Source organism: Leptolyngbya sp. FACHB-261 (assembly GCF_014696065.1).
Classification (GTDB): Bacteria; Cyanobacteriota; Cyanobacteriia; order FACHB-261; family FACHB-261; genus FACHB-261.
The window spans coordinates 145,534-170,828 of the sequence record NZ_JACJPL010000024.1 but is presented as its reverse complement, the minus strand read 5'-3'; the positions used below and the strand labels follow the sequence as shown (position 1 = coordinate 170,828).

19 protein-coding genes are annotated in these 25,295 nt (G+C 53.6%); 11 read left to right on the top strand and 8 right to left on the bottom strand.

Annotated features, from left to right (window positions below; genetic code table 11):
- Nucleotides 1-62 precede the first annotated feature (62 nt).
- Both H6F94_RS15290 and H6F94_RS15285 read left to right on the top strand, forming a co-directional pair.
- On the top strand, nt 63-1,706 hold the full coding sequence (locus H6F94_RS15290) for an iron uptake porin (RefSeq protein WP_524537853.1): 1,644 nt from the start codon (nt 63-65) through the stop codon (nt 1,704-1,706).
- A 104-nt stretch (nt 1,707-1,810) separates the two neighbouring features.
- Complete coding sequence (locus tag H6F94_RS15285; RefSeq protein ID WP_190803101.1) at nt 1,811-2,284, top strand: hydrocarbon-binding protein; 474 nt, start codon at nt 1,811-1,813, stop codon at nt 2,282-2,284.
- Nucleotides 2,285-2,401: 117 nt separating this feature from the next.
- Here the strand turns inward: H6F94_RS15285 and H6F94_RS15280 are convergent, their stop codons facing one another.
- A complete protein-coding gene (locus H6F94_RS15280; RefSeq protein ID WP_190803100.1) occupies nt 2,402-5,125 on the bottom strand; it encodes an MHYT domain-containing protein in 2,724 nt (907 codons plus the stop codon).
- 789 nt (nt 5,126-5,914) lie between these two features.
- Between H6F94_RS15280 and fni the strand changes: the two genes are divergently transcribed.
- The 3 genes from fni to mutL all read left to right on the top strand — a co-directional run bounded on the left by fni (nt 5,915) and on the right by mutL (nt 9,230).
- Nucleotides 5,915-6,943, top strand: a complete 1,029-nt coding sequence (gene fni / locus H6F94_RS15275) for a type 2 isopentenyl-diphosphate Delta-isomerase (protein WP_190803099.1) — start codon at nt 5,915-5,917, stop codon at nt 6,941-6,943.
- Between the two features lie 56 nt (nt 6,944-6,999).
- Nucleotides 7,000-7,461 (top strand): ABA4-like family protein, encoded by a 462-nt coding sequence (locus tag H6F94_RS15270; protein WP_190803098.1) that lies wholly within the window; start codon nt 7,000-7,002, stop codon nt 7,459-7,461.
- Nucleotides 7,462-7,577: 116 nt separating this feature from the next.
- The gene (mutL, locus tag H6F94_RS15265; protein WP_190803097.1) at nt 7,578-9,230 is read left to right on the top strand and encodes a DNA mismatch repair endonuclease MutL; all 1,653 of its coding nucleotides are present in this window, start codon (nt 7,578-7,580) and stop codon (nt 9,228-9,230) included.
- 53 nt (nt 9,231-9,283) lie between these two features.
- On the opposite strand, the gene H6F94_RS15260 is transcribed toward mutL, so the two are convergent.
- Nucleotides 9,284-10,339, bottom strand: a complete 1,056-nt coding sequence (locus H6F94_RS15260; RefSeq protein ID WP_190803096.1) for a 1-acyl-sn-glycerol-3-phosphate acyltransferase — start codon at nt 10,337-10,339, stop codon at nt 9,284-9,286.
- Nucleotides 10,340-10,499: 160 nt separating this feature from the next.
- Here H6F94_RS15260 and H6F94_RS15255 point away from each other — a divergent pair, with 160 nt between their 5' ends.
- Both H6F94_RS15255 and H6F94_RS15250 read left to right on the top strand, forming a co-directional pair.
- Complete coding sequence (locus H6F94_RS15255) at nt 10,500-11,483, top strand: AAA family ATPase (protein ID WP_190803095.1); 984 nt, start codon at nt 10,500-10,502, stop codon at nt 11,481-11,483.
- A gap of 113 nt (nt 11,484-11,596) precedes the next feature.
- Entirely contained in the window at nt 11,597-13,144 is a 1,548-nt protein-coding gene (locus tag H6F94_RS15250; protein ID WP_190803094.1) for an N-acetylmuramidase family protein, read from the top strand.
- Nucleotides 13,145-13,208: 64 nt separating this feature from the next.
- On the opposite strand, the gene lptC is transcribed toward H6F94_RS15250, so the two are convergent.
- The 4 genes from lptC to H6F94_RS15230 all read right to left on the bottom strand — a co-directional run bounded on the left by lptC (nt 13,209) and on the right by H6F94_RS15230 (nt 18,471).
- Nucleotides 13,209-14,330, bottom strand: a complete 1,122-nt coding sequence (gene lptC, locus H6F94_RS15245; protein WP_190803093.1) for an LPS export ABC transporter periplasmic protein LptC — start codon at nt 14,328-14,330, stop codon at nt 13,209-13,211.
- A 92-nt stretch (nt 14,331-14,422) separates the two neighbouring features.
- Entirely contained in the window at nt 14,423-15,034 is a 612-nt protein-coding gene (locus H6F94_RS15240) for a LabA-like NYN domain-containing protein (protein WP_190803092.1), read from the bottom strand.
- Between the two features lie 94 nt (nt 15,035-15,128).
- Nucleotides 15,129-16,697 (bottom strand): methionine--tRNA ligase, encoded by a 1,569-nt coding sequence (gene metG, locus H6F94_RS15235; RefSeq protein ID WP_190803091.1) that lies wholly within the window; start codon nt 16,695-16,697, stop codon nt 15,129-15,131.
- A gap of 235 nt (nt 16,698-16,932) precedes the next feature.
- On the bottom strand, nt 16,933-18,471 hold the full coding sequence (locus H6F94_RS15230) for an iron uptake porin (RefSeq protein WP_199320459.1): 1,539 nt from the start codon (nt 18,469-18,471) through the stop codon (nt 16,933-16,935).
- 393 nt (nt 18,472-18,864) lie between these two features.
- On the opposite strand from H6F94_RS15230, the gene H6F94_RS15225 reads away from it, so the two are divergent.
- A complete protein-coding gene (locus tag H6F94_RS15225; RefSeq protein WP_190803090.1) occupies nt 18,865-20,067 on the top strand; it encodes a pyridoxal phosphate-dependent aminotransferase in 1,203 nt (400 codons plus the stop codon).
- A gap of 5 nt (nt 20,068-20,072) precedes the next feature.
- On the opposite strand, the gene H6F94_RS15220 is transcribed toward H6F94_RS15225, so the two are convergent.
- The gene (locus H6F94_RS15220) at nt 20,073-21,308 is read right to left on the bottom strand and encodes a M20 metallopeptidase family protein (RefSeq protein WP_190803089.1); all 1,236 of its coding nucleotides are present in this window, start codon (nt 21,306-21,308) and stop codon (nt 20,073-20,075) included.
- Nucleotides 21,309-21,513: 205 nt separating this feature from the next.
- Between H6F94_RS15220 and H6F94_RS15215 the strand changes: the two genes are divergently transcribed.
- Nucleotides 21,514-22,722 (top strand): HhoA/HhoB/HtrA family serine endopeptidase, encoded by a 1,209-nt coding sequence (locus H6F94_RS15215; protein WP_190803088.1) that lies wholly within the window; start codon nt 21,514-21,516, stop codon nt 22,720-22,722.
- Nucleotides 22,723-22,952: 230 nt separating this feature from the next.
- Here the strand turns inward: H6F94_RS15215 and H6F94_RS15210 are convergent, their stop codons facing one another.
- On the bottom strand, nt 22,953-23,519 hold the full coding sequence (locus tag H6F94_RS15210; RefSeq protein WP_190803087.1) for a DoxX family protein: 567 nt from the start codon (nt 23,517-23,519) through the stop codon (nt 22,953-22,955).
- Between the two features lie 204 nt (nt 23,520-23,723).
- Between H6F94_RS15210 and cobM the strand changes: the two genes are divergently transcribed.
- Together cobM and H6F94_RS15200 are read left to right on the top strand one after the other, a co-directional pair.
- Nucleotides 23,724-24,509, top strand: a complete 786-nt coding sequence (gene cobM / locus H6F94_RS15205) for a precorrin-4 C(11)-methyltransferase (RefSeq protein WP_190803086.1) — start codon at nt 23,724-23,726, stop codon at nt 24,507-24,509.
- Nucleotides 24,510-24,539: 30 nt separating this feature from the next.
- On the top strand, nt 24,540-25,292 hold the full coding sequence (locus H6F94_RS15200) for a cobalt-precorrin-6A reductase (protein WP_313949302.1): 753 nt from the start codon (nt 24,540-24,542) through the stop codon (nt 25,290-25,292).
- Nucleotides 25,293-25,295: the final 3 nt, after the last annotated feature.

Below are 25,295 nucleotides of genomic sequence, written 5' to 3'. Positions count from 1 at the left end.
CGCAGGTCCCCGACTTTGCAGTGGAACCGGCTTTTAGCGCTAGCCCCGCCGCTCCTGAACGGCTGGCTCAGCCAGAAAGCGGCAGTGGCCTGTTCTCAGCGCCAAGCTCAATGGATCAGGTGACCTCGGTGTCACAGCTCTCAGACGTCAGGCCGACCGATTGGGCATTTCAGGCTTTGCAGTCTTTGGTTGAGCGCTATGGCGTGATCGCCGGTTATCCCGATGGCACCTTCCGGGGCAACCGTGCCCTGACCCGTTATGAATTTGCGGCGGGTCTCAATGCTGCCCTTGACCGGGTCAATGAGTTGATTGCCGCAGGGCTGGCCGATCGGGTATCTCGGGAAGATTTAACAACGCTACAGAGGTTACAGACCGAGTTTTCGGCTGAGCTAGCAACCCTGCGAGGTCGGGTAGATAGCCTAGAGGCCCGCACCGCCGAACTGGAAGCCAATCAGTTCTCAACTACCACTAAGTTGAGCGGCGAGGCAATCATTGCTGTGGCAGGAGCTACAGGTGGCGCACCTGACCGAGGCGATCCCAATCTGGTCCTGACCAATCGGGTCCGCCTCAACCTCACCACCAGTTTTACGGGCAAGGATACGTTAATTACCGGTTTGCAAGCTTACAACATAGGGGGCGGTGCTAACAGCCTAGGCGGTGCTCTTGGCTTGGCGGATGGTTTGGGCTTGAGTGCCAGTAATGCTCGTTTGGGTTTTGAACTCCAGTTTCCGGGCGTGAACCCACAGACGCTTTCAGCAGTTGGCGCTAATTCGGTGCAGCTCTACAAGTTGCTCTATATTTTCCCGGCTCCGGGATTACGCAATCTCACCCTGTTTGCAGGCACTGCTGCCGAAACCTCAGATGCCTTTCCCGCGATTACGCCTTTTGCTGGTGAAGGGCAGGAGGCAGTCTCGCGCTTTGGAGGGCTCAATCCGGTATTGCGCGTCTCCGGAGGAACATCTGGAACCGGCTTGGCTTCGGCAGTTGGCTTCATTTGGGGAATTTCAGACAGTCTAGACTTCAGAGCGCTCTATGCCAGTGTGAATGCATCGATTGCCGATAATCTCGATCTCAATCTAGACGGCAGGCCAACTACCCCCTTAGGGGCAGGGTTCTTCGGCGGTAGCACGGTCGCCGCTGCACAACTCACCTGGAAACCCTTGAAAGCGCTGGATATTGGGCTTAACTACGCCCACAGCTACCATGAGATCAATATTCTCGCCACCGGTTTAGCCAGTGCCGATATAGGTGTGCTCGCTGGGTTAGGTGCCAAAACTCCGGTCAACATCAATTCGTTCGGTGCAACCTTTGCCTGGCGCGCGTTGCCGAGGATTACTCTGACCGGCTCCGGTTCAGTTTTCTTGGTCGATGCTGCTAGTGGTCCAGAAGCCTCGACCACGCTCACCAGCTGGATGGCTGGGATTCACTTCAGCGACCTCTTCAAAGAGGGTAATACGGCTGGCATTTTGTTCGGGCAGCAACTCTACCGTGCTGATGCTGATGGTGCGGCCCGTCGCAATGCGCGCAATCCGGATGGCAGTGTTGTGGATGGGGCTGTTCCTTACCATTTAGAGGCCTATTACAAACTGAAAGTCAATGACAACATCAGCATCACACCTGGTGTTTTCACCCTGTTCAATCCAGAGGGGAACCGTGACAATGAAACTACAGTGGTGGGGGTTGTGCGAACTACCTTCACGTTCTAGGTGAAATTTAGATAAAAAATTGGGCCGACTCGTCTGAATTAGCCTGAGAGTTGATCAGTGAATGGTGTATCTCTGATAAGCCCATAGTTCTTGAGGAAAAGATTATGATGACTACGACTTCTGTTCGCCAAGAATTGGGCGACTTCAACAGTATTGTTTGCTTCAAAGCTCTAGTCGTCGGTATTGAGGACACCCTAGGCAAAAAAGCGGCTGCGGTTGGTTTAATTGCTGCCGGTCGCCAACGGGGCAAAACAATAGTTGAAGAGCTGAATCTTGCAGGGAAGAATGCAGATTTATCGACCCTGGCTCAGGCCTTGAATCAGGCTGTGGGCAAACAAGGCACCCGCCTCTGCATCATTCGTAAGATCGAAGCAGTAGGCGATGTGTTGCGGGTCTACGCTGCTGAAACTGTATGCTCTGCTGGTGAACCTCAGGGCTCTGACCGCCAATGCACCTTCACCTTAGGTGCAGTTTGGGGGGCATTGGAAGCTGCCTTAGGACAGCGCTACCGAGGGAAGCATGTAGAATCAGTGCTACGTGGCAGTGACTGTGATGTGTTTGAGTTCCAGCCTCTATAGCAGTCCTTAAATCAGGAAGCACTACAGACGTAAGTACAATTAGTGAATGTTAATGAGTATTGTGGGCCTTGGGAGTCATCCGAAGGCCCGCAGTTCTATACTGTATTGGGCTGTTTTTTATTGCCCGTCCGTTAAAGAAGCATAGTCCAAAGCCGTAGGATGAGTGGGCCAAGGTTTTGAACTGAGTAAAGGCAGCGGCAATGGGCTAAGTTCTTGCCGAACAGGCAACTCTAGATAGAACTCTGTACCCTGACCCGGCTGAGAGCTACACCTGAGCTGTCCACCGAGCTTCTTGACAATAATCTGATAGCTAATTGACAGACCCAGTCCTGTACCTTGGCCCACCGGTTTTGTAGTGAAAAAGGGGTCGAAGATCCGTGCCCTCACCGCCTCGCTCATGCCAGGGCCATTGTCAGCAATGCGCACTGTTACCAAGTTCGTGTTTATTGCCTGAGTTTGAATGGTGATCAGACCAGGCTCAGATTTGAGCCCTTCTCCTAAGGATTGACTGTTGTGTTTTTCCAGAGCATCAATTGCGTTGCTCAAAATATTCATGAACACCTGATTCAATTGTCCTGCATAGCACTCAACTAGCGGCAAATTGCTGTACTGCTTACGAATCTCGATGTTGCTGTGGCCAGCGCAAGCTCGCAAACGGTGTTGCAAAATCAAGATGGTGCTGTCGAGTCCTTCATGAATATCTACCGATTTCATCTCGGCCTGATCCAAGCGAGAAAAATTGCGCAACGACAGAACAATCTGCTGAATCCGTTCCGCTCCTACCTTCATCGAAGATAGAATTTTGGGGAGGTCTTCTACAATAAAATCTAGATCGATCGCTGCGGTTTTTGCTTGAATTGCTAGCCCTGGCCGCGGATAGTGCTCTTGATAAAGATGCAACAATTCGAGTAGGTTGTGAGCATAATTATTCAGATAGGAAAGATTGCCGTAAACGAAGCTCACGGGGTTGTTGATTTCGTGAGCAATGCCAGCAACCATTTGTCCCAAACTGGAAAGTTTTTCGGTCTGGATCAGTTGTGCTTGTGTTTGCTGTAAGTCGGATAGCACTCGGCTCAATTGTTGAGCTTGGGCCACGGCGGTAGCAGCAGCTTGGCGAGTCTGGTCATACAGCTCTGCCTGCTTAATCGCGATCGCTAGCTGGTTAGCAATTTGTTGAAGCAGCCTCATTTCAGGAACCTGCCAGTTTCGTGGCGCTTTGCATTCGTGAGCGATTAACAACCCCCACAACTTCGAACCGATCAAGATCGGCACAATTAGATTGGCTCGGACCTGTAAGTTTTGCAGAAACTCAACGTGACAGCTCTCCAGTCCCGCCTCAAGAATGTCGCTAACCGCTCGGACTCTGCCCCCTTGGTAAAGCTGGACATACTCTTTGGAAAAGCAATCGTCTTGACCAATCAACCCTAGGGTTGAACGCCAGTTGCCAGATACCTGCTCGACTACGACTTCTCCCTGCCAGTCGTGGCTGAACTGGTAGATCAGAACTCGATCTGTGGTGAGCAGTTGCTGAACCTCACGCACAACTGTTTGCAGAACTGTAGGTAGATCGAGGCTACTGCGAATTTGCTCTGTTACCAGCCTCAACAGCGCCTCACGTTCCTCTGCCTGTTTACGCTCGCTGAGATCGATAAAGCTACAAACTACCTGCTCTACCATGCCGTCAGGCGCGAGTTGAGGTTCGATGTTAGTCAGCAGCCAAATTCGCTCCTTCGTAGTAGCGTGATTGAGCCCAACCACAACATTACGAATAGGTTGCCCACCGTTGATGGCCTCTGCGACTAGCGAAGTTCCTGGTGGAAACCTGATGCCGTTCTCATCCATCAAGTCCCAGTCGGTTTCGAAAGCGGTTTTATTCTGGATTTGTGCCTCGTCCAAGCCTAAAAGTTTGAGAGCAGCTTGATTATGAATCAGCACCTCTTGCTGAGGCCCCAGGACCAACACACCGACCTGGATATTTTCAACCAAGGTACGGAAGCGCTCTTCACTTTCCCGTAGAGCCTCAGCTCTCAACCGCTGCATGCTTACCTGTCGATTAAAGAGAGAGGTCAACAGGGTCAGCCCCAAAATCAACAGGGTACCGATGCCGACGATGTTGCCTAGCAAGGTTGGATTCAGTGTTTGGGGAAGGACTCCCTCAGCCTGCACCTCAGGTACGAAGCTAGCTGCGGCCATACCGGTATAGTGCATGCCACTGATCGCCACACCCATCACTAAGGCACTGACCAAGCGCTGCCAATGACAATTGGTCGCTTCAGCTCGTAAGTGAAAGGCCAACCCCAGAGCTACGAGAGAGCCGCCGATCGCAATTGCCACCGATAACCACAGCCAGGCTATGTCGTATTGAATCTGCGCCTGAACTCGCATCGCAGCCATCCCGAGGTAATGCATAGCCGCAATGGCGAGGCCCATAACCGTGCCGCCCCCGAGCAACTGCAAGCCATTTAGCACTGGCGAGCTAGCCCAATGTAAAGCGACGCTAGAAGCCAGTATGGCTACCAGCAGCGACACCAACATGGTCGGCACATCATAGGCAATGGGCAGAGGCAGGCAGAACGCCAGCATGGCGATGAAATGCATAGACCAGACGCCAATGCCCATCGCAACTGCACCGCTGAGCCACCAGGCACGACGAGTTCGTCCTTGAGCTGTGGTGACTCGCCCAGTTAAATCCAGAGCTGTGTAAGAGGCGAGAACCGCAATGACAATCGACAGAACCGCTAGGCGAAGGTTGTAGGAGCTGCTCAGCACCCCATCGGGCAGGCTCATGGCTTCAAGTTCCAAGTTGGGCAGTCTGACTAAATGAGTGATATTGGCGATCATGCGGGCTCATAGCGGCCTTCGCAGGTGAAGCAACCAAACCGGTCAGAGACAGATGCTGGCTCAGATTTAGCTCAGATTTGGCTCAGATCTGGGTGCAGTCAGAGAAGACTACCGAACTAGGTTCTGGTTACCTCACAAAACCAACGCTGGTGCCCAGGGGAACACCTCTGACTAGAAGAGGGAGCCGGTCTCAGCCCTTGAGACTCTTTGCTGCCTGCAACAACTAACTGTAGGACTGCTGATAGCGACAACCTCTCAGCTGGAGCTTAGTCCCTGCTTTAGCCCGCTCTAGGTAGATGGCCTGACTTGATCGAGACTCAGTAGTGTAAAAGTTAACATCTCTTCATCTCCCCGTGCTACTCCTTTGGATAGAGCAGCCAGAGAATCGTGCCTTGAGCACAGTATTGGGTTTCTGAGCTACGAACGCTTTCATTTACCTACTCACTCGGGCCTGGTTAGGTTGATGTAATTTTGATCTTGATCAGAATTCAGCGGTGCTTTGTGTTGATTTGCCAAAACAAATAGAACTGAAAACCTTTGAGTAAATATAAGTAAAAGTCAATTGCAGGAAAATTGCAATCATTAGGCTAACGCTACTCCTCTCTGACCTGAGTTTAGTTAGAGAAGATGTTCGGAACTCTTAAAACAACAATTTAGATGAGTTCCAAAATCACTCCCAAAATAATCAATACAGTTGCGATTGACTCGACCGCCACTGTCCTACAAGGCGGGATCGTGGCACACTGGCTCTCGTAGTGTCTCAGGCGCTTCCCTGTGTCCCGTGGTGTGATGTCAACCGAAACCCAGAACCGTAAGGCCGACCATCTCCGTGTTTGTCTTGATGATGATGTTCAGTGCCAAAACATCACCAATGGCTTAGAGCATTATCGTTTTAACCATTGTTGTCTGCCTGAACTGGACCTAGCTGAGATCGATTTCAGTACTCGATTTTTGGGGAAGGATTTGAAGCTGCCCCTGTTGATTTCTTCAATGACGGGAGGCACAGAGCAAGCCCGAATACTGAATACTCGACTAGCAGTGGCAGCTCAAGCCTTCGGTTTAGCCATGGGCGTAGGTTCACAGCGAGTAGCGGTGGAATCGCCTCAAGTGGAGCACACCTTCGCCGTACGCAAGTATGCTCCTGACATTCTCTTGTTTGCAAATTTAGGGGCGGTTCAACTCAACTATGGCTACGGTCTTGCCCAGGCTCAAAAAGCGGTGGACCTATTAGAAGCGGATGCCCTAATTCTGCATCTCAATCCTCTACAGGAATGTGTTCAGACTCGGGGTGACCGCAATTTCAGTGGGTTGCTGAAACGCATTGAGGAAGTGTGCCGTCAGCTGCCGGTTCCCGTAATCGCTAAAGAAGTCGGCAATGGTATTTCGGCCCCAATGGCTCGCAGGCTGCTGTCTGCTGGAGTGGCTGCAATTGATGTTGCTGGTGCAGGTGGGACCTCCTGGGCCAAAGTGGAAGGGGCTCGTGCCACAGATTTGCGGCAGCGCCGCTTGGGGCAAACTTTTGCCGACTGGGGGCTGCCGACTGCGGAATGTTTAGTATCAGTACGGCGCTCTGCCCCCCAGGTGCCCTTGATTGCTTCTGGTGGCTTGCGCGATGGCTTAGAGGTCGCTAAGGCATTGGCCCTTGGCGCTGATTTAGTAGGCTTAGCTTGGCCGTTTTTGCAAGCGGCCAGTCTCTCTGAAGAAAGCGTATTTGAGTTAGTGGAATTGCTGCGGGACGAGTTACTGACCGTTGCCTTCTGCACGGGCAGCGCCAATCTGAGCGCCCTGCGTGCCCCCGGCTTGCTGGAACGCGTGTAATAAATAGTTTTTAGCCTGCGCCTCAACCCCCACCCTACTCGTCGCCCCAAACCCCTATGTCCTCCCTCAACCTCGCTCAGATTTTTGATTTCGCTAACCTATTTGTGTTGCCCTTCTGGGCGCTGATGATTTTGCTGCCAGGTTGGGGTGTTACCCATCGGGTGATGTCGTCCTACCTACCCTTCGCAGCACTAGCACTGGCTTATCTCTACTTGTTTGTTCTGGCCTTTGACCCCAACACAGCCCAAGAGCTTGCTAACCCGACCCTGTCAACAATTACGCAGTTCTTTAGCAGTGAGCTTGTCGTCGCGGCAGGCTGGGTGCATTTTCTGGTACTAGACCTGTTTGTGGGGCGCCACATCTATTTAGAGGGCCAGCGCACTGGTGTTTGGACCCTGCACTCCTTGGTACTGTGCCTATTCGCCGGTCCGCTAGGCTTACTGTCCCACATCGTGACTGCCTGGATTAGCCAAAAATTAGGTCCGCAAGAGACTGCGACCGAGCCAGCCCAAGGCTAATCCCCTGCATTAATCTCGTGCATTAAGTTCAGGAAAAACCGAACGTTGGCTGAGCGTTCGGTCGAGGCAGAATATTCCGGCAGCAGGGTCTGGGGGACGAACGTTACCCTGAGAATATGGGTGCGATCTCGGCTTTACCTGGCAGTGTTGTTGATTTAATTGCAGCGGGAGAGGTGATCGACTCTCTGGCTGCAGCGGTGCGTGAGCTTATAGAAAACGCACTGGATGCTGGCGCAACCCGCATTGGCCTTGCTCTGTGGCCAGATGAGTGGCGCATGCAGGTGTCGGACAATGGCTGCGGCATGGATTTGACTGACCTCAAAGTCGCAGCTACGGCCCATGCCACAAGCAAAATTCGAGCTGCCCAAGACCTCTGGCAAATTAGTAGCCTGGGTTTCCGAGGCGAAGCCTTACACAGTCTGGCCCAACTGGGCGACCTCGAAATTTGTAGCCGTTCTCGCGAAGCGGTGCACGGCTGGCAGATGGTCTACGATGCTCAAGGCCAGCCCCAGGGTTGGGAGGTATCAGGGCTTGCCCCTGGCACGGTAGTTACAGTCGCGAACTTGTTTGAGCGTTGGGCGACCCGTCGCGCTGGCCTGCCCAGTCTGCCGCAGCAGGTGCGCTCGGTGCAGCAGATTATCTATGGCTGCGCCCTCACTCATCCCGGGGTGACTTGGCGGTGTGAGCTGAGAGGCAAGCCCTGGTTTTCTTTGTGGCCCGGCGAGGCTCCACTCGCCCTGCTGCCTCAAATTGTGCCCACTCTGGCTGCAACTGACCTACGCCACCTCAGCACAACTCAGCTCAGCGTCACTCTAGGTTTGCCGGATCGCTGTCATCGCCATCGCCCGGATTGGGTGAAAGTGGCGGTTAATGGGCGTTTCGTGCGCTTACCAGAGCTGGAACATACCATTTTTAGTGCGTTCAGCCGCACCTTGCGCCGCGACCGCTATCCAGTCTGTTTAGTGCATCTGTACGTGCCTCCTGAGCAGATCGACTGGAACCGCCATCCTGCCAAGCTAGAGGTTTATCTACATCAGCTCAGCCACTGGCAGGAGCAAGTTGCAGCGCTGATTAAACAAGCGCTACAAACCGTTGAGCCTGAGCGCTCGCGCCGGTCAATTGCCGTGATCAAAGCTGCTGAGGAGCGGGGCAGTTATCGCACGATTGGGCCTGCTCCAGACTCATCGCTCTCTGAAGCCTCAACCCCGCAATCCCCTGGCCGTGGTCTGGGCCAACTGCGAGCTCTGGCTCAGGTCCACAAGACCTATATCCTGGCAGAGCATCCAGCAGGCCTGTGGCTAGTGGAGCAGCACATTGCCCATGAACGAGTGTTATTTGAAGCCCTGGAAGATCGTTGGGTGCTGGTAGAACTGCCGGGACCAGTGGTTTTAGGCTCCCTCAAGCCGCAGCAGGTGGAGCAGTTGCAGAATTTGGAACTCGATGTAGAGCCTTTTGGCGAGGACCTTTGGGCAGTGCGCTCTGCACCTGAACCGCTAAGCCAGCGTGAGGATTGCAAGGCTGCATTGCTGGAACTAAGTTTGTGCAGTGATCTGCAAACGGCTCGAGTTGCAACTGCCTGTCGCAGCGCGATCCGCAACGGTACACCTCTGGAGTCGAGTCAGCAACAGGCTTTGTTAGAGCAGTGGCAACGCACGCGCAATCCCCATACCTGTCCCCACGGACGACCAATCTATATGGCATTAGAAGAAACCGACTTAGCCCGGTTTTTTAAGCGCCATTGGGTGATTGGCAAGAGTCACGGGATTTAGGGTTCTGGTTTCACTTAGCCTGTTGCTCAACACTTCAGTCGTTTGAGCTTAGTTTAATGGGCTGAGTGAAATTCAGGTGTCCCTTGCTGTAGTAACTGGTTAATTTCGCCCTGTAATTGTTGGCGCAAAGCTTCGGCTTGTTGATAGGCAACGGCGCGTTTTTGCAGGGAGTCTAACGCCTGTTGTTCCCAACGAATCAGTGGCCGGATTATGTAGCTTAGCTGGCTACGCATTGCCCATACGCCCATAGAAGGAAACAACAAAAATACGAACATCAATGGGGATACTGGCAAAAAAGGCATGCGCAACCAACCGGCCAGTTTGTTGAGATTTAAGGTCCAGGGATGTAACTGCTCACTGCCCAAACAGATGACTGGCAAAATTGGAATTTGGTAGCGAGCACTCAAACGTACAAAACTCGGGTCAAAAGTTGCCAATTTATAACGTTCCCGCCAGCCTTTGGCAGGACCCCGCAGACCTTCTGGTGCGTAGAGCAAAATTGTCTTCTGAGCCAGAGCTGCTTCGAAACATTCAGGCTGGGCTCTAACTCCCCCCAAGCTTTGAGACCAACCGGATGGCAACCACCACTTTATCCAGGCATGCTCGAAAAGAGCAGTATGAGCCAGCGGTTGTACAATCCAGTCCTGGGCTTGTCCAAGTAATACCCCCAAGCCTAAAAAGTCCCAGGGAAAACACATCCCCGCATGATTCATCACCACCAACAAAGGTCCTTTCTGGGGCAAATTCTCCAGTTGATTCAGCTCAGCTTGAAAATAGCCTTTCACGATTGGTGTGAGAATTTCATCCCGGAAAGCCTGTTGATAAACTGGGTCGAGTTCTCCGGATAGAGAACGGGGTGCACGACATCCTAGACGCAACCAACGGATGAGCAACGCTAAGTAAAAGCCTCCTGGAATGAGAAATAAAACGTACTCTAAGGGTCGCCAGCCATCTGGATCTGGGCGGTAATGTTGCCAATGGCGGTTGAATAAAATTAACCAGCCTGGCGGATACCAAAGGCAAAACCGATCAAACCAGTTAAACCGATAAGATAGGCTCGGTTCTGATACAGATGGCGCTGGAAGAAGATCATGAAGCCGAACGGTCATTCTGACTGACTTCCTCATAGGGTGTTCCCTGTGTATCACAGCTAACTGGCAGGGATAATCTTCCCTTTTGTAGAGGCAAGCAGGGGCATAAGCAGTCGTGCTCAAGGGCGGCGGGCCCTAAGCTTGTGTTACATCTGATGCCATGTGCCGCTAGAAGGCGATGCAATTGGAAGAGCTGGAAGATTATTTCAAAGGCCGCCTACCCCTCATGTTATGGGGGCCTCCTGGTGTGGGCAAGTCCTCTCGCGTCCAGCAACTCGCGCAAAAGCTGAAGCTGCCCCTCGTTGAACTGCGTCTGGCGCAGCTCAGCTTGGTGGATCTGCGAGGACTACCGCGCATTGAGGCTGGACAGACCCGCTGGTATCCACCCACACTATTGCCCACTGCTGAGGCTAGCCCAGAAGGCATTCTGTTGCTCGATGACATCACCAGTGCCAGTATCCAAGTGCAGAGTGCAGCCTACCAACTCGCCCTAGAGCGTCGATTAGGCGACTACAGCCTACCGACGGGTTGGTGGATCTGCATGGCTGGGTATTGGCCCGAGGACCAGCCGCTTGCCGAGACGACGGCCTCCCTGCTGAACCGCTTTGTTCATCGCAAGCTTGAGCCAGACTTGGAGCAATGGACGCGCTGGGCAATGGGAGCAAAGATTGATCCCCGCATTATTGGCTTCCTCTACTTCAAGCCAGCGTTACTGTTTGTGCCTCCCGTCTTGAATAGAGGGCTAGGCGAGCCGGGGTTTCCCACTCCCCGCTCCTGGGCCTTCGTCAACACCCTGCTTCAGGCTGGGTTAGCTCGCTCAGAAAACTTGGTTGGGGCAATTGGTCAGGCTGCTGCCATAGAGTTCAGCCACTATCTAGCGGCTAGCCGGAGTTTGCCGAGTCTGGATGCCATTCTGCATGAGCCAACCCAAGCGCCCCTCCCAGAGCGGCCTGAACTGGGCTATGCCGTGATCATCAGCCTGGTTGCAGGGGGATGGGGCTATGAGCAAGCCGTATCAGCCTATCTGCTGCGCCTGCCTAACCGAGATCTCATTCGTTTCGGACTAACGTTGGCCTTAAGCCATTGGCCTGAGTTGCTCACGGCTGAGCCGATTGTGGCCTATTTATTAGAGAACCAGCAGGCTTGGGTCGGGGTTTCCTAACCTTAAAACCCTAAACTGTGAGGAAGTAAAGACCGCCTGTTCAAACCCGCCCGTTTGCTATCCCACTTGCTTTTCGACCAGGATCTGATACCCCTCTGTGCACCCCTGATCCTATGACTGTCAGCGACACTCAACCCATCCTGCGCACTGACCTCGACCGGGCGCTCATTGTCTTCCTAAGCCGCAGCGCCCAGAGTTATCAAAGCACGCCCAAACAGAGGCAGGCATTGATCACCAGCTTTCAGGTCTGGATGGGGCTGCCTGCAACTGGCCAGTCTGATCCGGTTACCGTCAAGTTGTTGGCTTTGGCCAATCGCTATATTCCAAGCACTCAGACCGAGCGTAACCTGCTGATCTTCCTGGCGCGCACTAGTCAACATTATCAAGGGCAAGACCTTCAACGACGGGCGCTTTGGCGTTTCTGGCAAGCCTGGCAGAAACAGGAGACCGAACCCGCTGTATCTGGTCAACCTCTGGTCGACCCTGCGCCTGCTGACGCTGATTTGCTCAGCTTTCTGCAGGATGTGCTCAACACCTACACAGGCGAAACCAGCCAACGTCAGGCGCTAACTCTGTACTTTCAGACCTGGGCAGGGCTGACACCCGATGGTGAGTTGGGTCCTGAAACGGAGGGGATTGCCAGCCTCCTGGCTCGTTATGTACCCCGAGATGCCACTGAGCGGGCGCTACTGGTTTTTCTGATCCGGAGTCTGGTTGCCTATCGCAGCACTTCCAACCAGCGTCAAGCGCTGGTCACCTACGGGCGGCACTGGCTAAGTGAGGACAAAGGCTTACCCGGTGTAGACCCACTCGCTTACCCTCCACTTGCGATTCCGGATGAGATACCCAAACCTTCTAGCCCTGGTCGAGACAGTGCCGAAGCTGCACGGCTCGACTTTCTACGGGCGACTACGCAGCTCTATGACGGTGACCCTACTCAGTTCGCTGCTCTAGTCCATTATTTTCAAATCTGGACTGGGCTGGAAGGCAACGGGCAGTTAACACTTCAGACGCAGCGAGCCCTGGGCGTACCGGATCCGCTAGCCTTCTTGAATCCCAATCAGCAACCGTTGCTTGCACTCACCCAAGCCGACTGTATTGAGGCGGCAGCTCTGATCAATGTAGAACCGGCTGCTCTGAGAACCGTTGCTGATGTGGAATCGAACGGCACCGGTTACCTCAGCGACGGTCGGTTGAAAATTTTGTTTGAGGGACAGGTATTCTGGCAAGAACTTCAGGATCGGGGGCTGGATCCGCAGCCTCTGGCACTCCGCTACCCCAGCATTGTCTACAAAACCTGGACCCCCGAACACTATCTAGGAGGCGTGTTGGAGTACAGCCGTCTGGAACTGGCGATGCAAATCCATCCCACAGCTGCTTTAAACGCGGCCTCCTGGGGCATGTTTCAGATTATGGGCTTTAACCATGCAGGGGCAGGCTTTAGCAGTGTTGAGGCGATGGTCGGTGCCTATGCGCGAAGCGTGCGTGAACAGCTGATTTCTCTTGCCCGCTGGCTCCGCAATCGAGGCTTAGATCACCTGCTGAATGTTCAAGATTGGGCGGAGTTCGCCCGTGCTTACAATGGCGAAGGCTATGCCCAAAATCATTACGACCTCAAGCTGGCCGAGCGCTACCAGCATTGGAAGTCTTTTGGTTGGTGACTTCTCAGGCGTAGGCGCAGCGCTGGCAGCTAAGGGATGAACTAGGGGTAAATTAGGGGATAAATTAGGGCACCAGCTGTGTCGTGACGTTGCCGCCAGTCACTTGAATTGTCTGTTCCTTTAACTTGGCAACTGCTTGATCGCCAGTGACTAGGGCTGAGTTCTGAGGTTGCCGGTAGACAACATTGCCACTGGCCGTCGCCTCCTGAGCCTGCATCTGCCATACCAACTGCGTCGCGCTCAGCTGGGAGCCATTGCGAGCTTGAACCTGGGCTGCTCCTGTCAGGACGATGCGCTGAGCCTTGAGGTCGGCTTGGCCACTGTTGGCGCTGGCTCTCAGGTTCTGATCAGACCGATAGATTGTAATCGGTGCTTTGCTGACGGCAAGCTTATCTCGCATCTGCCAGGTCAGGTTGTTGCCAGCAATTTGCAGAGGTGGGTTTACCACGTTGATCTGGATGTTGTTCTGTAAAGCAATCAGCTGCGTCTTAAGATTGAACTGGCCACTATCTGCGCGTAAATTGCCATCTCGACCGTTCTGCCCTTGGACAACGGTCAAAGGTCCATTGCTGCTGATAGTTCCAGTGGCTGCTTCCCAGTTCAGGCGTTCGGTCTTCAATTGCATCTGAGGCTCCTGGACAGTTGCCAAGACGTTGCCCTCTAGAACATAGCGACGGGCATTGGGAGACGCTGTCAGGCGTGAGGCCGCCACCTGAATCTTCTGGTCAGCCTTGATCAAAATCACATTGCCTGTTGCAATCAGTCGATCCTGTTTCGGTTGCCACTCCAGCTTGTCGGCCTGGAGCGTAATTTTGTCAGGCAGAGAATAAGCCTTGACTGAGCCCTCAAGCCTAATTTGCTGGGTTTGCTGGCGTACCTCACCCCGAGTTGCTGTGGTAGTCAGCAGCACCTTACCGTCTTTGAAGAAACTCCCCGCGACTCCTTGAATTTGAGCCGTCCGTTTGTCCCGGCTGTAAACCGCTTCGTTTGCCTTCATCTCCCAAAGGCGCTTGCCCTGCTCGTCAGCCTCTGAGAGCACAATCTTGTCGAAATTCATTTGTCCCTCTTGGGACTGGTCGATTTCCTCGGCCAGATTTTTGTTGGGCTGTCGACCACAACTAAGGATCCCAAGCAGGAGCAGCAGGACGCTCAGCAGGCGCAAGCTTCGAAAAGCAAAAAGCATCATGGAAGACATCCTAGCCTGCCATGTTGCGGCAGTTACGCGAAGGTTGTCTGGGTGCTTATCGGCTTGCTCTTGTGAGCGTCTCGGCTCCAGGATCAAACCTCGCCCGCACCCGCATGCTCTGTTGGGCTCACAACACCCGAAAGCGGACGGTAGGTGTAATTTTGGCGCGGTGCCTTCTGGATTTCTTCTTTGATCATTTCTAGATCAATGTAGCGATCGGCAACGTTGATCAGGTTATCGCTGGTCATCGAGCGCAGACTAACCACTTCCACACGTACGCCTCGATAGCTGACTGCGTCAACAGCATAAGCTAGATCCCCATCGCCACTGACCAGAATTGCTGTATCGTAGGCCCCCACTAGGGACATCATGTCCACTGCGATCTCGACATCCAAGTTGGCCTTTTTGGAGCCATCTGGCAGTTGCACCAAGTCTTTAGAGATCACTCGATAGCCGTTACGACGCATCCACAGCAAGAAGCCCTGTTGTTTCTCGTTGCTGCGGTCAACGCCTGTGTAGAAAAAGGAGCGTAGCAGGCGTGAGCCGGCGGTCAGCCGCACCAAGAGCTTGGTGTAATCAATCTCGATGCCAAGCTGTAAAGCAGCGTAGAACAGATTGGAGCCATCAATGAAGATGGCGACGCGGCCTCGGTTTTCAAGCACTTGCTCCGGCGTAAATACGGAGTCGTTTTCTAGGTTCAACACTGTTATACCTCGATATATTAAGTAGCAATCACTAAAAAGCTAGAGAGTTTAGCTATTGACGGTAATAAGCAGCCCTCTCTCTAGAGTAGGCGATTCAGCCAGTCGCTTGCACTTCTAAACGTGCAAAGACAGGGCTTGGCTCTGGCAAACTTTGACCAGCTTGTAAAATTCCCCAACTAGCGTGCTCCCAATTGTTGGGGATAGTACCCGAGTAACCCAGCTGCCTGTAGATTTCTTGGCTGATGTTAGGAATGATCGGGGAGAGCAAAAAGGCAGCCAGACGAGCAGATTCGAGCACTGAATAGAGAACCTGATTGGCTAGGTCAGTCTTTCCCTCCTTGTAGAGGGCCCAAGGCTTATGTTCGTCTACGAACTTATTGCCTTGACGGACTAAATTCAGAGCTAGCTCACAGGCTTTGTCGAAGGCCAAATGTTCATAGGCTGTCGCTACCTGCTCTCCCAGCGTTACCCCTGACACTTTTAGGGAGTCCACTTCCAGAGAGGCTAGATCAACCGCCGGCACTTTGCCCCCGCAGGACTTCTGTGCGATTTTGAGAGTGCGCTGTAGCAGGTTGCCTAAGTCATTGGCCAAGTTAGCGTTGAGGATCTGCACAAAGCGCTCCTCGTTGAAATCGCCATCTCGCCCAAACTCGATTTCTTTTAGAAAATAGTAACGAATGGCATCAGGTTTATAGCGCTCCACCAGCTCGAATGGGTTGATAATGTTGCCTAAACTCTTGCCCATTTTCTGCCCGTCTTTGGTTAAAAAACCGTGACCAAACACTCGGCCAGGCAAAGGCAATCCAGCTGACAGTAGCATTGCGGGCCAGTAGATAGCATGAAAACGCAGGATGTCTTTACCGATCAGATGTAGGTTAATCGGCCACCACTTGCGCAAGGCATTGTCTAAAGTGGGTTTATCCCCAGGTTCGAGTAGGGCAGTTATATAACCCAAGAGGGCATCAAACCAGACGTAAATAGTCTGTTCAGGATTGACTGGCAGCGGCAATCCCCAACTCACCTGGGCCCGTGAAATCGAAAAATCTTGTAAGCCCTGAGCTACAAAATTCAGGACTTCATTACGCCGGGTTTCTGGTTGAATAAAATCAGGATTAGCCTGATAAAACGCTTCTAGCTTTTGCTGATAGTTAGAGAGGCGAAAAAAGTAGTTTGGTTCATCTCGCCATTCGGCAGCAGTATTGACGTGAATTGGGCAGTGTTTGTTGCTTAGCAACTCGCGCTCTTCTTTGTACTCTTCACAAGAAACACAGTACCAACCCTGCTGGCGGCCCTCATAAATGTCACCCGCTTGCCAGACGCGCTGAAAAAATTCTGCGACGATTGCTTTGTGAGGAGCGGCAGTCGTACGACTGAATCGGTCCACCTGAATATCAAGCAGTTGCCACAGCTGCTGAAAACCGGCAGCAATCTCATCACAGTGAGCCTGAGGCGAACGACCTAATTTTTCTGCTGTACGTTGAATCTTCTGTCCATGTTCATCAGTTCCCGTAATTAGCAGAACCTCCTGGCCTCTCAGCCTTTGAAAGCGGGCCAGAGCATCTGCTGCCATGGTGGTATAGGCACTGCCAACGTGAGGGAGATCGTTTACATAGTAGAGGGGGGTGGTTAGGGCAAAAGTAGTTTGTTTACTAGCAAGATTCATAGAGAGTCGCTATAGCCTATCGGCTAGTTTACGTTTGATCATACACGAGCGACCTGTGCCCAATCCTGGCTCAGATCTTTCTCAAACCTTTGCAATGCTTTGTAAGAGGAAGTGTTGCCCGAAGGTGCTACTAGGCCAACTTTTAAGACTCTCTACGATAATACTCAAGACTAAAGCCACAACAAAAGGCGCTCCCCTAGGGGAGCGCCTTTAGATCAAGCTAAGTTGCCTTCACTTAGAAGGAGAACACCGTACGCAGGGTGCCAACGTAGGACGTACCATTGCTGCTGTCGTTGCCAGCATTGTTGATCACCTGTACCGAGGGCGTGACGGTGATGTTGCTGCTCAACGGGAAGCGATAGAAGGCTTCCAGGTTGGACTGAGTTACGTCACCTACCGACTCTTCGATGAAGGGTTGACCCACAGCGATACCAGCTAGACCACCGGGAACGAACAGGTCAGGGAAGGCAATCCCAGCAGACCAGTACTGAGGATTAGCGCCAGCGCCGACGATATCACCAGCTGTCGCGCCAGGGTCAGCGAAGCCATTGGCGATGGCAGAGTTCGCGTAATCGAACACATAGCCATAGCGACCAAAGAGGGCAATGCTGCGACCCAGGTTCAGCTCGAAGCTACCACCTAGTGCGCTCCACTTGTCACCGCCATCCGCACCACCGGTGTACAGAGCCCGCAGGGTTAGAGCTTGGAAAGGTGCGAAGGTCACTTCGACTGCACCCAGGTTGGGGTCGCCGAATAGACCGTTACGGTTGTCACCCGTGATGTCATCATCTGGGTCAGCGATGGTCGCGCCAGAAGCACGATACGCAGCGGTAACTGTCAGAGGGCCCTTACCAGGGTTGAAGGTCAGAGCTGCACCAGCACCTCTGCGGTCACCCGCCAGCACTAGGTAGTTGTTGACTGCCCACGAGGAGGTGAAGTCAGTGGCGCTGTTGTTGTTGTAGCTACCGAAGTCAACGTAGTCAGAGATGAAGCCGGTGGCGTAGATCGAAGCCGTCAGGTCTGGCGTAAAGAGCGGGAAGGTGTAGTTCAAGCGGTTGAGCCTGAACTCACTGCTCTGGTTGGCGTAGTCCAACCCGCTGAAGATACCACCAGAGAATTGACCAGCGTTGTCAACATCGCTGCCGGTACCCGCTTGCAACTGGGTTAACAGCAAGTCGTCGCCAGTGAAGCTGGTGTTCAAGTTCAGACGAGCACGGCTGATGAACGTGGTGTTCGGATCCGGGCTGTTATCGATAGAACCACCGTTGAAGGACAGGATCACCTGACCGCTCAGCTTGGTGGTGGTGGAGAACTGATTTGCTTCCAGCTCAGCTGTGCGAGCTTCTAGGCTGTCGACCCGACCGCGGAGGGTAGCCAGTTCAGCTGCGAACTCTTCTTGCAGGCGCTGTAAGGTGGCTAGGTCTTCACGAGAAACCTTGTCAGCCAGACCAGCCGCGATCAGTTCGTTTACCCGGTCCAGAGCGGCATTCAAACCAGCAGCAAACTCATAACGGGTCATAGCCCGGTTGCCGCGGTAGGTGCCATCGGGATAACCGGCGATCACACCGTAGCGCTCAACCAGAGATTGCAGGGCTTGGAAAGCCCAGTCCGTTGGCCTGACGTCAGAAAGCTGAGAAACCGAGGTCACCTGAGACATCGAGTTGGTGGTGCCTGCGAGCTGGCTTACCGAGTTGATCTGCTCTCGGGTTGCGGCAGGGGCGGGAGCTGCTTCAGGGGCTGCTTGAGCAACCACTATCGGTGCAACCGGGGTCATTTCCGGTGCAGCAATAGCACTGGTTTGGTCAACGGAAGCCGCGGGCAATGCTTCAACAGCGACAACTGGCTCGGGGCTCGTAGACTGAGCGACCTCAGCTGCCATCGCGGGAGCAGCTTGGGCTACCAAACCCAGAACGCTCATCCCACCGGCTAGGTGCAAGTAGATCTTTTTCACTTTTTGTACACTCCTCACAAGAGTAATCAGGGTTAACGTTTAGGGCTGCTAATCTCGACTTTAGTTCGAATCTGCCCGAGCCTGCACCTATAGGCGCATGTCTCCATCAAATTGTCCTGATAGTCAATGAGTATACCCAGCGCAGCAGAGTAAGTCCAGCCGCCAGCGTTGAGATTTGATGAAGTAAAATGAGCGGGCTTTTAAGCCTGCATGTTTATGGCGCTCTCTTCAGATTCGGCTGTGTCCCTTGAGGCTGCCTTGCCTTTGCTGTCGCTGCGCTCCCAGGCAATTCAGGAGTCGCAAATCCGGGAAGCCTCACGGTATTGCCAAAAATTTGGTGCTCTTAACTTAGCTCAAGGGCTGCCGGACTTTGCCGCTCCAGAAGCGCTCAAGGCAGCAGCCTGTGCTGCTATCCGTGAAGACCACAACCAGTACTGTGACCCCTGGGGTTTGGAGGCCCTGCGGGTGGCCTTGGCGGAGAAACTTCAGCGAGACAATGGTCTGACGGTCGACCCGGAAACTCAGATCACGGTGAGCTGTGGGGCGACTGAAGGGCTCAACCTGGCACTGATGGCCCTGCTTAATCCAGGCGACGAAGTCTTGATCTTTGAGCCTTTCTACGAAAACTATTTGCCCAACCTGGCCACAGTGGGAGCCGTTCCTCGCTTTCTAGAGCTGTCGCCTCCCGAGTGGGCGGTGACCTCTGAGATGCTGGACCAGGTCTTTAGTGATCAGCTCAAGGTCGTGATTTTAAATACGCCTGCTAACCCCACGGGGAAGGTATGGAATCGTGCCGAGTTGGAGTTGCTGGCGCAGTATTGCCAGAAATACAACGTCTACGTTGTGACCGACGAGATTTACGAGTCCATCGTTTATGAAGGCGAGCACATTAGCTTATTGGGTTTGCCGGGCATGCAAGACCGTACTGTGTTAGTGAATGGTTTCTCCAAAACCTTCTGTGTTACTGGCTGGCGATTGGGCTACACGGTTGCCTCGCCGAAACTAACGGCAGCGATGCGCCGTATTCATGACTTCCTTACTATCTGTGCTCCTGCGCCGCTACAACATGCAGCTTTAGCCGCCTTAGCATTAGGGACGGATTACTATCAGCAATTGGCAGCAGACTACCGCCGCAAGCGTGACCTTCTATTCCCTGTTCTGCAAAAGATTGGCCTCAACCCTGTACTGCCTGCAGGCGCTTATTACATTTGGACCGATAGCTCGCCTCTGGCCGCTGAGGCTAACACTGCTGCCTATCGTCTGGCTCAAGAAGCGCGAGTGGCTGCGGTGCCTGGCTATTGTTTTGTGCGACCGCAACGTTCAACTGTAAATGGTTTGCGCTTCTGCTTTGCCAAACAGGACAGTACCTTAACCGAGGCATCAGAGCGGCTACTGCAATTTGCGGGGGTTAGCAGCTAAGGGACTCAGCTCAGAAAATCGCTGACGCAACGCGTGAAGATCTCGACGCCCATTGCTAAGGCAGTTTCGTCAAAGTCAAAGCGCGGGTGATGGTGTGGATAACTGAGCTGACGAGCCTCATTGGCAGAGCCCAGAAAGAAATAGCAGCCGGGAACCTCTTGCAGGAAAAACGCCATGTCTTCCCCGCCCATGGTTTGACACTCCGGCACAATTCCGGCGGGGGTATCTACCACGGCTGTTGCATTACGACGAATCAGGTCTGCAATCTCAGGATGGTTGACCACAGGTGGATAGATGCGCCGGTAGTCAAGCTTGGCCCTAGCTCCCTGGCTGGCGCAAACGCCTTCGACAACTTCGCGGAAGCGATGCGAAATCAGTTCGGCCAGCTCGGGCTTGAAGTAGCGCACGGTGCCTGATAAGTAAGCACTGCCAGCAATGACGTTATGGGCGGTGCCTGCATGGAACTCACCGACCGTGACCACGGCAGCTTCCAGCGGATCGACATTGCGAGCCACAATGGTTTGCAAGGCGTTGACGATCTGAGCGCCTAGCACAATCGAATCGATAGTCTGATGCGGCATGGCTCCGTGACCGCCTTTGCCTGAGAGCGTGCACTCAAAGACTTCAACCGCTGCCATGAATGGGCCGGTGCGAACGCCTACAGTACCGAGCGGCAAATTATTCCACAGATGTAGGCCAATAATGGCATCAACCTCAGGATTGCGCAGGACACCTGCCTCAATCATCGGCTGTGCCCCCCCCGGCCCTTCTTCAGCAGGTTGAAACAGAAACTTGACCTGACCGTTGAATAGATGGCGGTTCTGGCTGAGATAGTAGGCTGTTCCTAAGGCAATTGCCGTATGCCCATCGTGGCCGCAGGCATGCATGACCCCATCGTGCTGAGAGCGATAAGGTACCTCATTCTCTTCCTGGATGGGCAGCGCGTCCATGTCAGCCCGAATCGCTAAGGTGCGTCCAGGTCGCTCACCCCGCACTAAGGCGACCACGCCTGTCTTGGCAACTCCCGTTTGCACCTCTAGTCCCCACTCGGTGAGCTTGCGGGCTACAAAGGCTGAGGTCAATTCCTCACGGAAGCCCAGTTCGGGATGCTGATGTAGGTGACGCCGCCAATTGACTAAATCGCCTTGCAACGCTGCAACTTCAGGCCGAATCTGGGAACTTGAGCCAGGACTGGAAAGTCGTTGACTGAGTTGGGATTGGGTGCTGTCGGCAAGAGTCATGGCAGAGGTTTTTTTTATTTTTTTGGAGTCGGGCTGACTTCTTCAGCATACGGGAGCCTTCAGCTACAGATTAGATAGGGCAGTGATAGGCAGCTGGGCTGTCAAACTGAGGTCATACGGACGTCGCACTCAGTTTTTACAATTGTCCTTGGATGGGCTTAGGTCTAGATCTCAACGCGATCTCACAGAACAAGGTGATCTCTCGATGAACAGAATCCTCAAGCAGTCGGCAGCCTGTGTATCTCTGCTGCTGTTGGGCGCAGGGGGGATGTTGATTAGCTCCCGCTGGTCCCCTGCCGATGCAGGTACCGAGGCCGTGGCAGTAGGTCGTACATTGGTGGCCCAAGCAGCTCCTGGCACGATTCCAGGTAATCGCGCTGCCGCCTTTGGTTCAAACTTTATTGCCTCAGCAGTGGAGCGAGTTGGACCAGCAGTGGTCCGGATTGATTCCTCAAGAACGGTGACGATGAGAGTGCCACCCGTCTTTAATGACCCGTTCTTCCGGTCCTTCTTTGGTATCGATCCGCGCCAGATTCCGCGAGAGCGAACGGAGCGTGGGTTGGGCTCTGGCTTTATTGTTAGTGCTGACGGTCGCATTATCACTAATGCGCATGTAGTGTCTGGTGCCGATACTGTGACCGTCACTCTCAAAGATGGGCGTAATTTCCAAGGCCGGGTGCTGGGAACGGACCCGCTGACTGACATTGCGGTGATCAAAATCAATGCCACAGAGTTACCAGTGGCGCCTCTGGGGGCTTCTAGTAACCTGCAGCCGGGCCAGTGGGCCATCGCCATTGGTAATCCTTTGGGCTTCAACAACACAGTCACCGCCGGTATTATCAGTGCGCTGGGGCGTTCTAGCGGCCAAGTGGGGGTGAACGACCAACGGGTTGACTTCATCCAGACAGACGCTGCGATCAACCCCGGCAACTCGGGCGGTCCCTTGCTCAACCAGGATGGTCAAGTAGTGGGCGTCAATACGGCAATCATTCAAGGGGCTCAGGGCTTGGGTTTTGCGATTCCCATTGATACAGCCCGGCGCATTGCTGACCAACTGGTCGCTACTGGTCGGGTGGATCACCCCTATTTGGGCATTCGGATGGTGACGCTCAGCGCCGACATTCGTAAGCAGATCAACGACAACCCCAATAGCCCGATGCGGGTCGAAGTGGATCAGGGTGTGCTGGTGGCAGGCGTAGAGCCAAATTCGCCTGCGGCGCGAGCCGGTTTGCGTAGTGGTGATGTGATTACTCAGGCCGATGGTCAAGCAGTCACCAACTCTAACCAGCTTCAGCAGAGAGTAGAAGCCAGCAAGGTAGGGGGTAATCTCCAGCTTCAGATCAACCGTAATGGCCAGCAACGCAGCCTCAATGTTCAGCCTGGGGTCTTCCCAACTCAGCAACGCGCTTCTTGATGTTTGCCATCTCGGTTGATTAACGACTAGCTCGTTTTCAACAACTCATTCTCAATAAAGCGGTTAGCAAAGACTGATGCCGCACTGATTCCTCAAAGACTAAAAGAGGGCAAGGTTACAACCCTGCCCTCTTTTAGTGATGCCTACTTTTGATCAGCGGTGGCTTGAGAAGTAGCTAATCAGAAATGACCAATGAAGGACGAATGAAGGGTGATTGAATTGCGCACCAATCACTTCTGCTCGACTGAAATCTCAGGAGCAACCTCGGTAGATTGCAGAATTTGCTCAGAGGCGGTGTAGGAGGCTTCCAGGGTTTCCAAGCGGCGTGCCTGAGAGCCCCGAACTAGCCAGGCATCAATCAGCGCGTCCAATGAGAAACGTCCACCACCATTGACCAAGAAGAAGGCAAAACAGCCTGTGTAGAGCAGGGAGAGTTCCAGGTAGGACAGGTTCAGACCGGCAACCAAAAGGTGGTGATAAATTGCTACAGACATTGTCCCTAGCAGTGCTAGAGAACCCAAGCGGGTAAAGAGACCCAGGATAACTAGCGGTGCGCCGATCAGCTCCGCGAAGGCTGCGCAGTAACTAAAGAAAATTGGGAAGGGCAAGCCAATTGCAGAAACGTAGGCATCTGCAAAGCCTTGAATGTCACCTATCTTCTCCAGCCCGTGCTGAATCATCACCGTTCCAGCAATGACACGCAAAACAGCCCAAGCCAATTGACCGACAGTGCTAGCGGCGACATCAGACTGGAGTAGCCCTGTAAAGACGAGCGTTGGACGCTGAGCGGTGGTCATTGGTGCGATCCTCTGGAAATTCTAATAATCTTATTTAATAAACTTAACATTCCAATTAATAATTCACAATATTTACAATCTCGAAATCTTATGTGCTGGCAGGGATCCTTGCATAGTGCTGAGACACAGAAGACTACAGCTGTTTAGCGCTGAACTTGAGCACGCACGCGTTACCATTACCCGAAGTCCGTAGGGGAGCCCCAAATGAGCACATCAGGCATGGTCTATATCGTGGGCGCCGGTCCGGGTGACCCTGAGCTGATCACGGTGCGCGGCCAACGGTTGCTAGCTGAAGCCGAAGTAATTCTGTATGCCGACTCGCTCGTGCCTCGGCAAATGCTCAGCGTTGCCCGTGCTGACGCTGAGATTATCCAAACCGCTAACAAGACACTCGAGGAAATTTTGCCGCTGATGGTCGCGCGAGTGCAGGCTGGCAAATCTGTAGTGCGACTACATTCAGGGGACCCCAGCTTGTACGGAGCCGTTCATGAGCAAATGCAGGCGTTAGCGCAAGCGCAGATTCCCTTTGAAGTGATTCCAGGCATTAGTGCCTTTCAGGCCGCAGCCGCCAGCTTGAAGGTGGAATTGACGGTGCCAGGGCTGGTGCAGACGATTATTCTGACGCGCATCAGTGGCCGCACCCAGGTGCCAGAGGGTGAAGAACTCGCGGCGTTGGCAGCGCATCGAGCCTCGCTCTGCCTATATTTGAGCGCTCGCCACGTGGAAGATGCTCAGGCGAAGCTGCTTACGGCCTATGAACCGGACACGCCTGTAGCCATCTGTTTCCGGCTGGGCTGGCCAGATGAGCAGATCTGGACAGTGCCCCTCTCTGAGATGGCGAGCACAACCCAGCAACAAGAGCTGATTCGCACGACCCTCTACCTGATCAGCCCAGCTCTGAAGCTAGAGCCTGGTCACTCTGCTGCCCGCTCTCGCCTCTATAGTCCAGACCACAGCCACCTGTTCCGACCCCGCGCCGGTTCCCACTAGACCGCCTTTTTGCCTTTTAAAGTCTGTATCGTGATCTGGTTAATTGGAGGCACGCAAGAGAGCGCCGAACTAGCGCAGCAACTCATCCAGGCAGGGCTAGCCTTTGTTGTGAGCGTCACGACCCAAGCGGCTCGCGAACTCTATCCAGGCGCAACTGTTTGGGTAGGGCGATTAGAGGCTGAGACGCTACCGAGTTTTCTAGAAGCCCATCGAATAACGGCAATTTTGGATGCCTCCCATCCCTTTGCTACTGAGATCTCGCGGCTGGCGCTGACAACCCACTTGCCCTACCTGCGCTTCGAACGACCTGTGCTAGGAGCTGACTTGAGCTGCCTAGAATCGTCTGGGGTGAAGTACTTTGCCGATTTCCAAGCACTGTTGAGCAGTCAGGTATTGCTGGGCAAGCGGGTGTTGCTAGTGGTGGGCTATCGCCCTTTAGCGCTGTTCGCCTCTTGGCAGAACAAAGCCAGCCTATTTGCCCGGCTTCTACCTTCGGTGACTGCTCTGCAAGCGGCACTTGAGGCTGGCTTCAGCTCAGACCGTCTGATCGCACTGCGCCCACCTGTCCCGCTCGCCCTGGAACGGGCACTTTGGCAGCACTGGCGGATTGACCTACTGGTCAGCAAGGCTTCAGGTTCAGCTGGCGGCGAAGATGTCAAGGCAGCACTAGTGGCTGAGCTAGGCATTGATTGGTGCCTAGTTGAACGGCCAGCAGTAACTTATCCTCAACAGACTGACTGCCTAGCGGTTGCGCTGGCATTTTGTGCTCAACAAAGCCAGTAAACC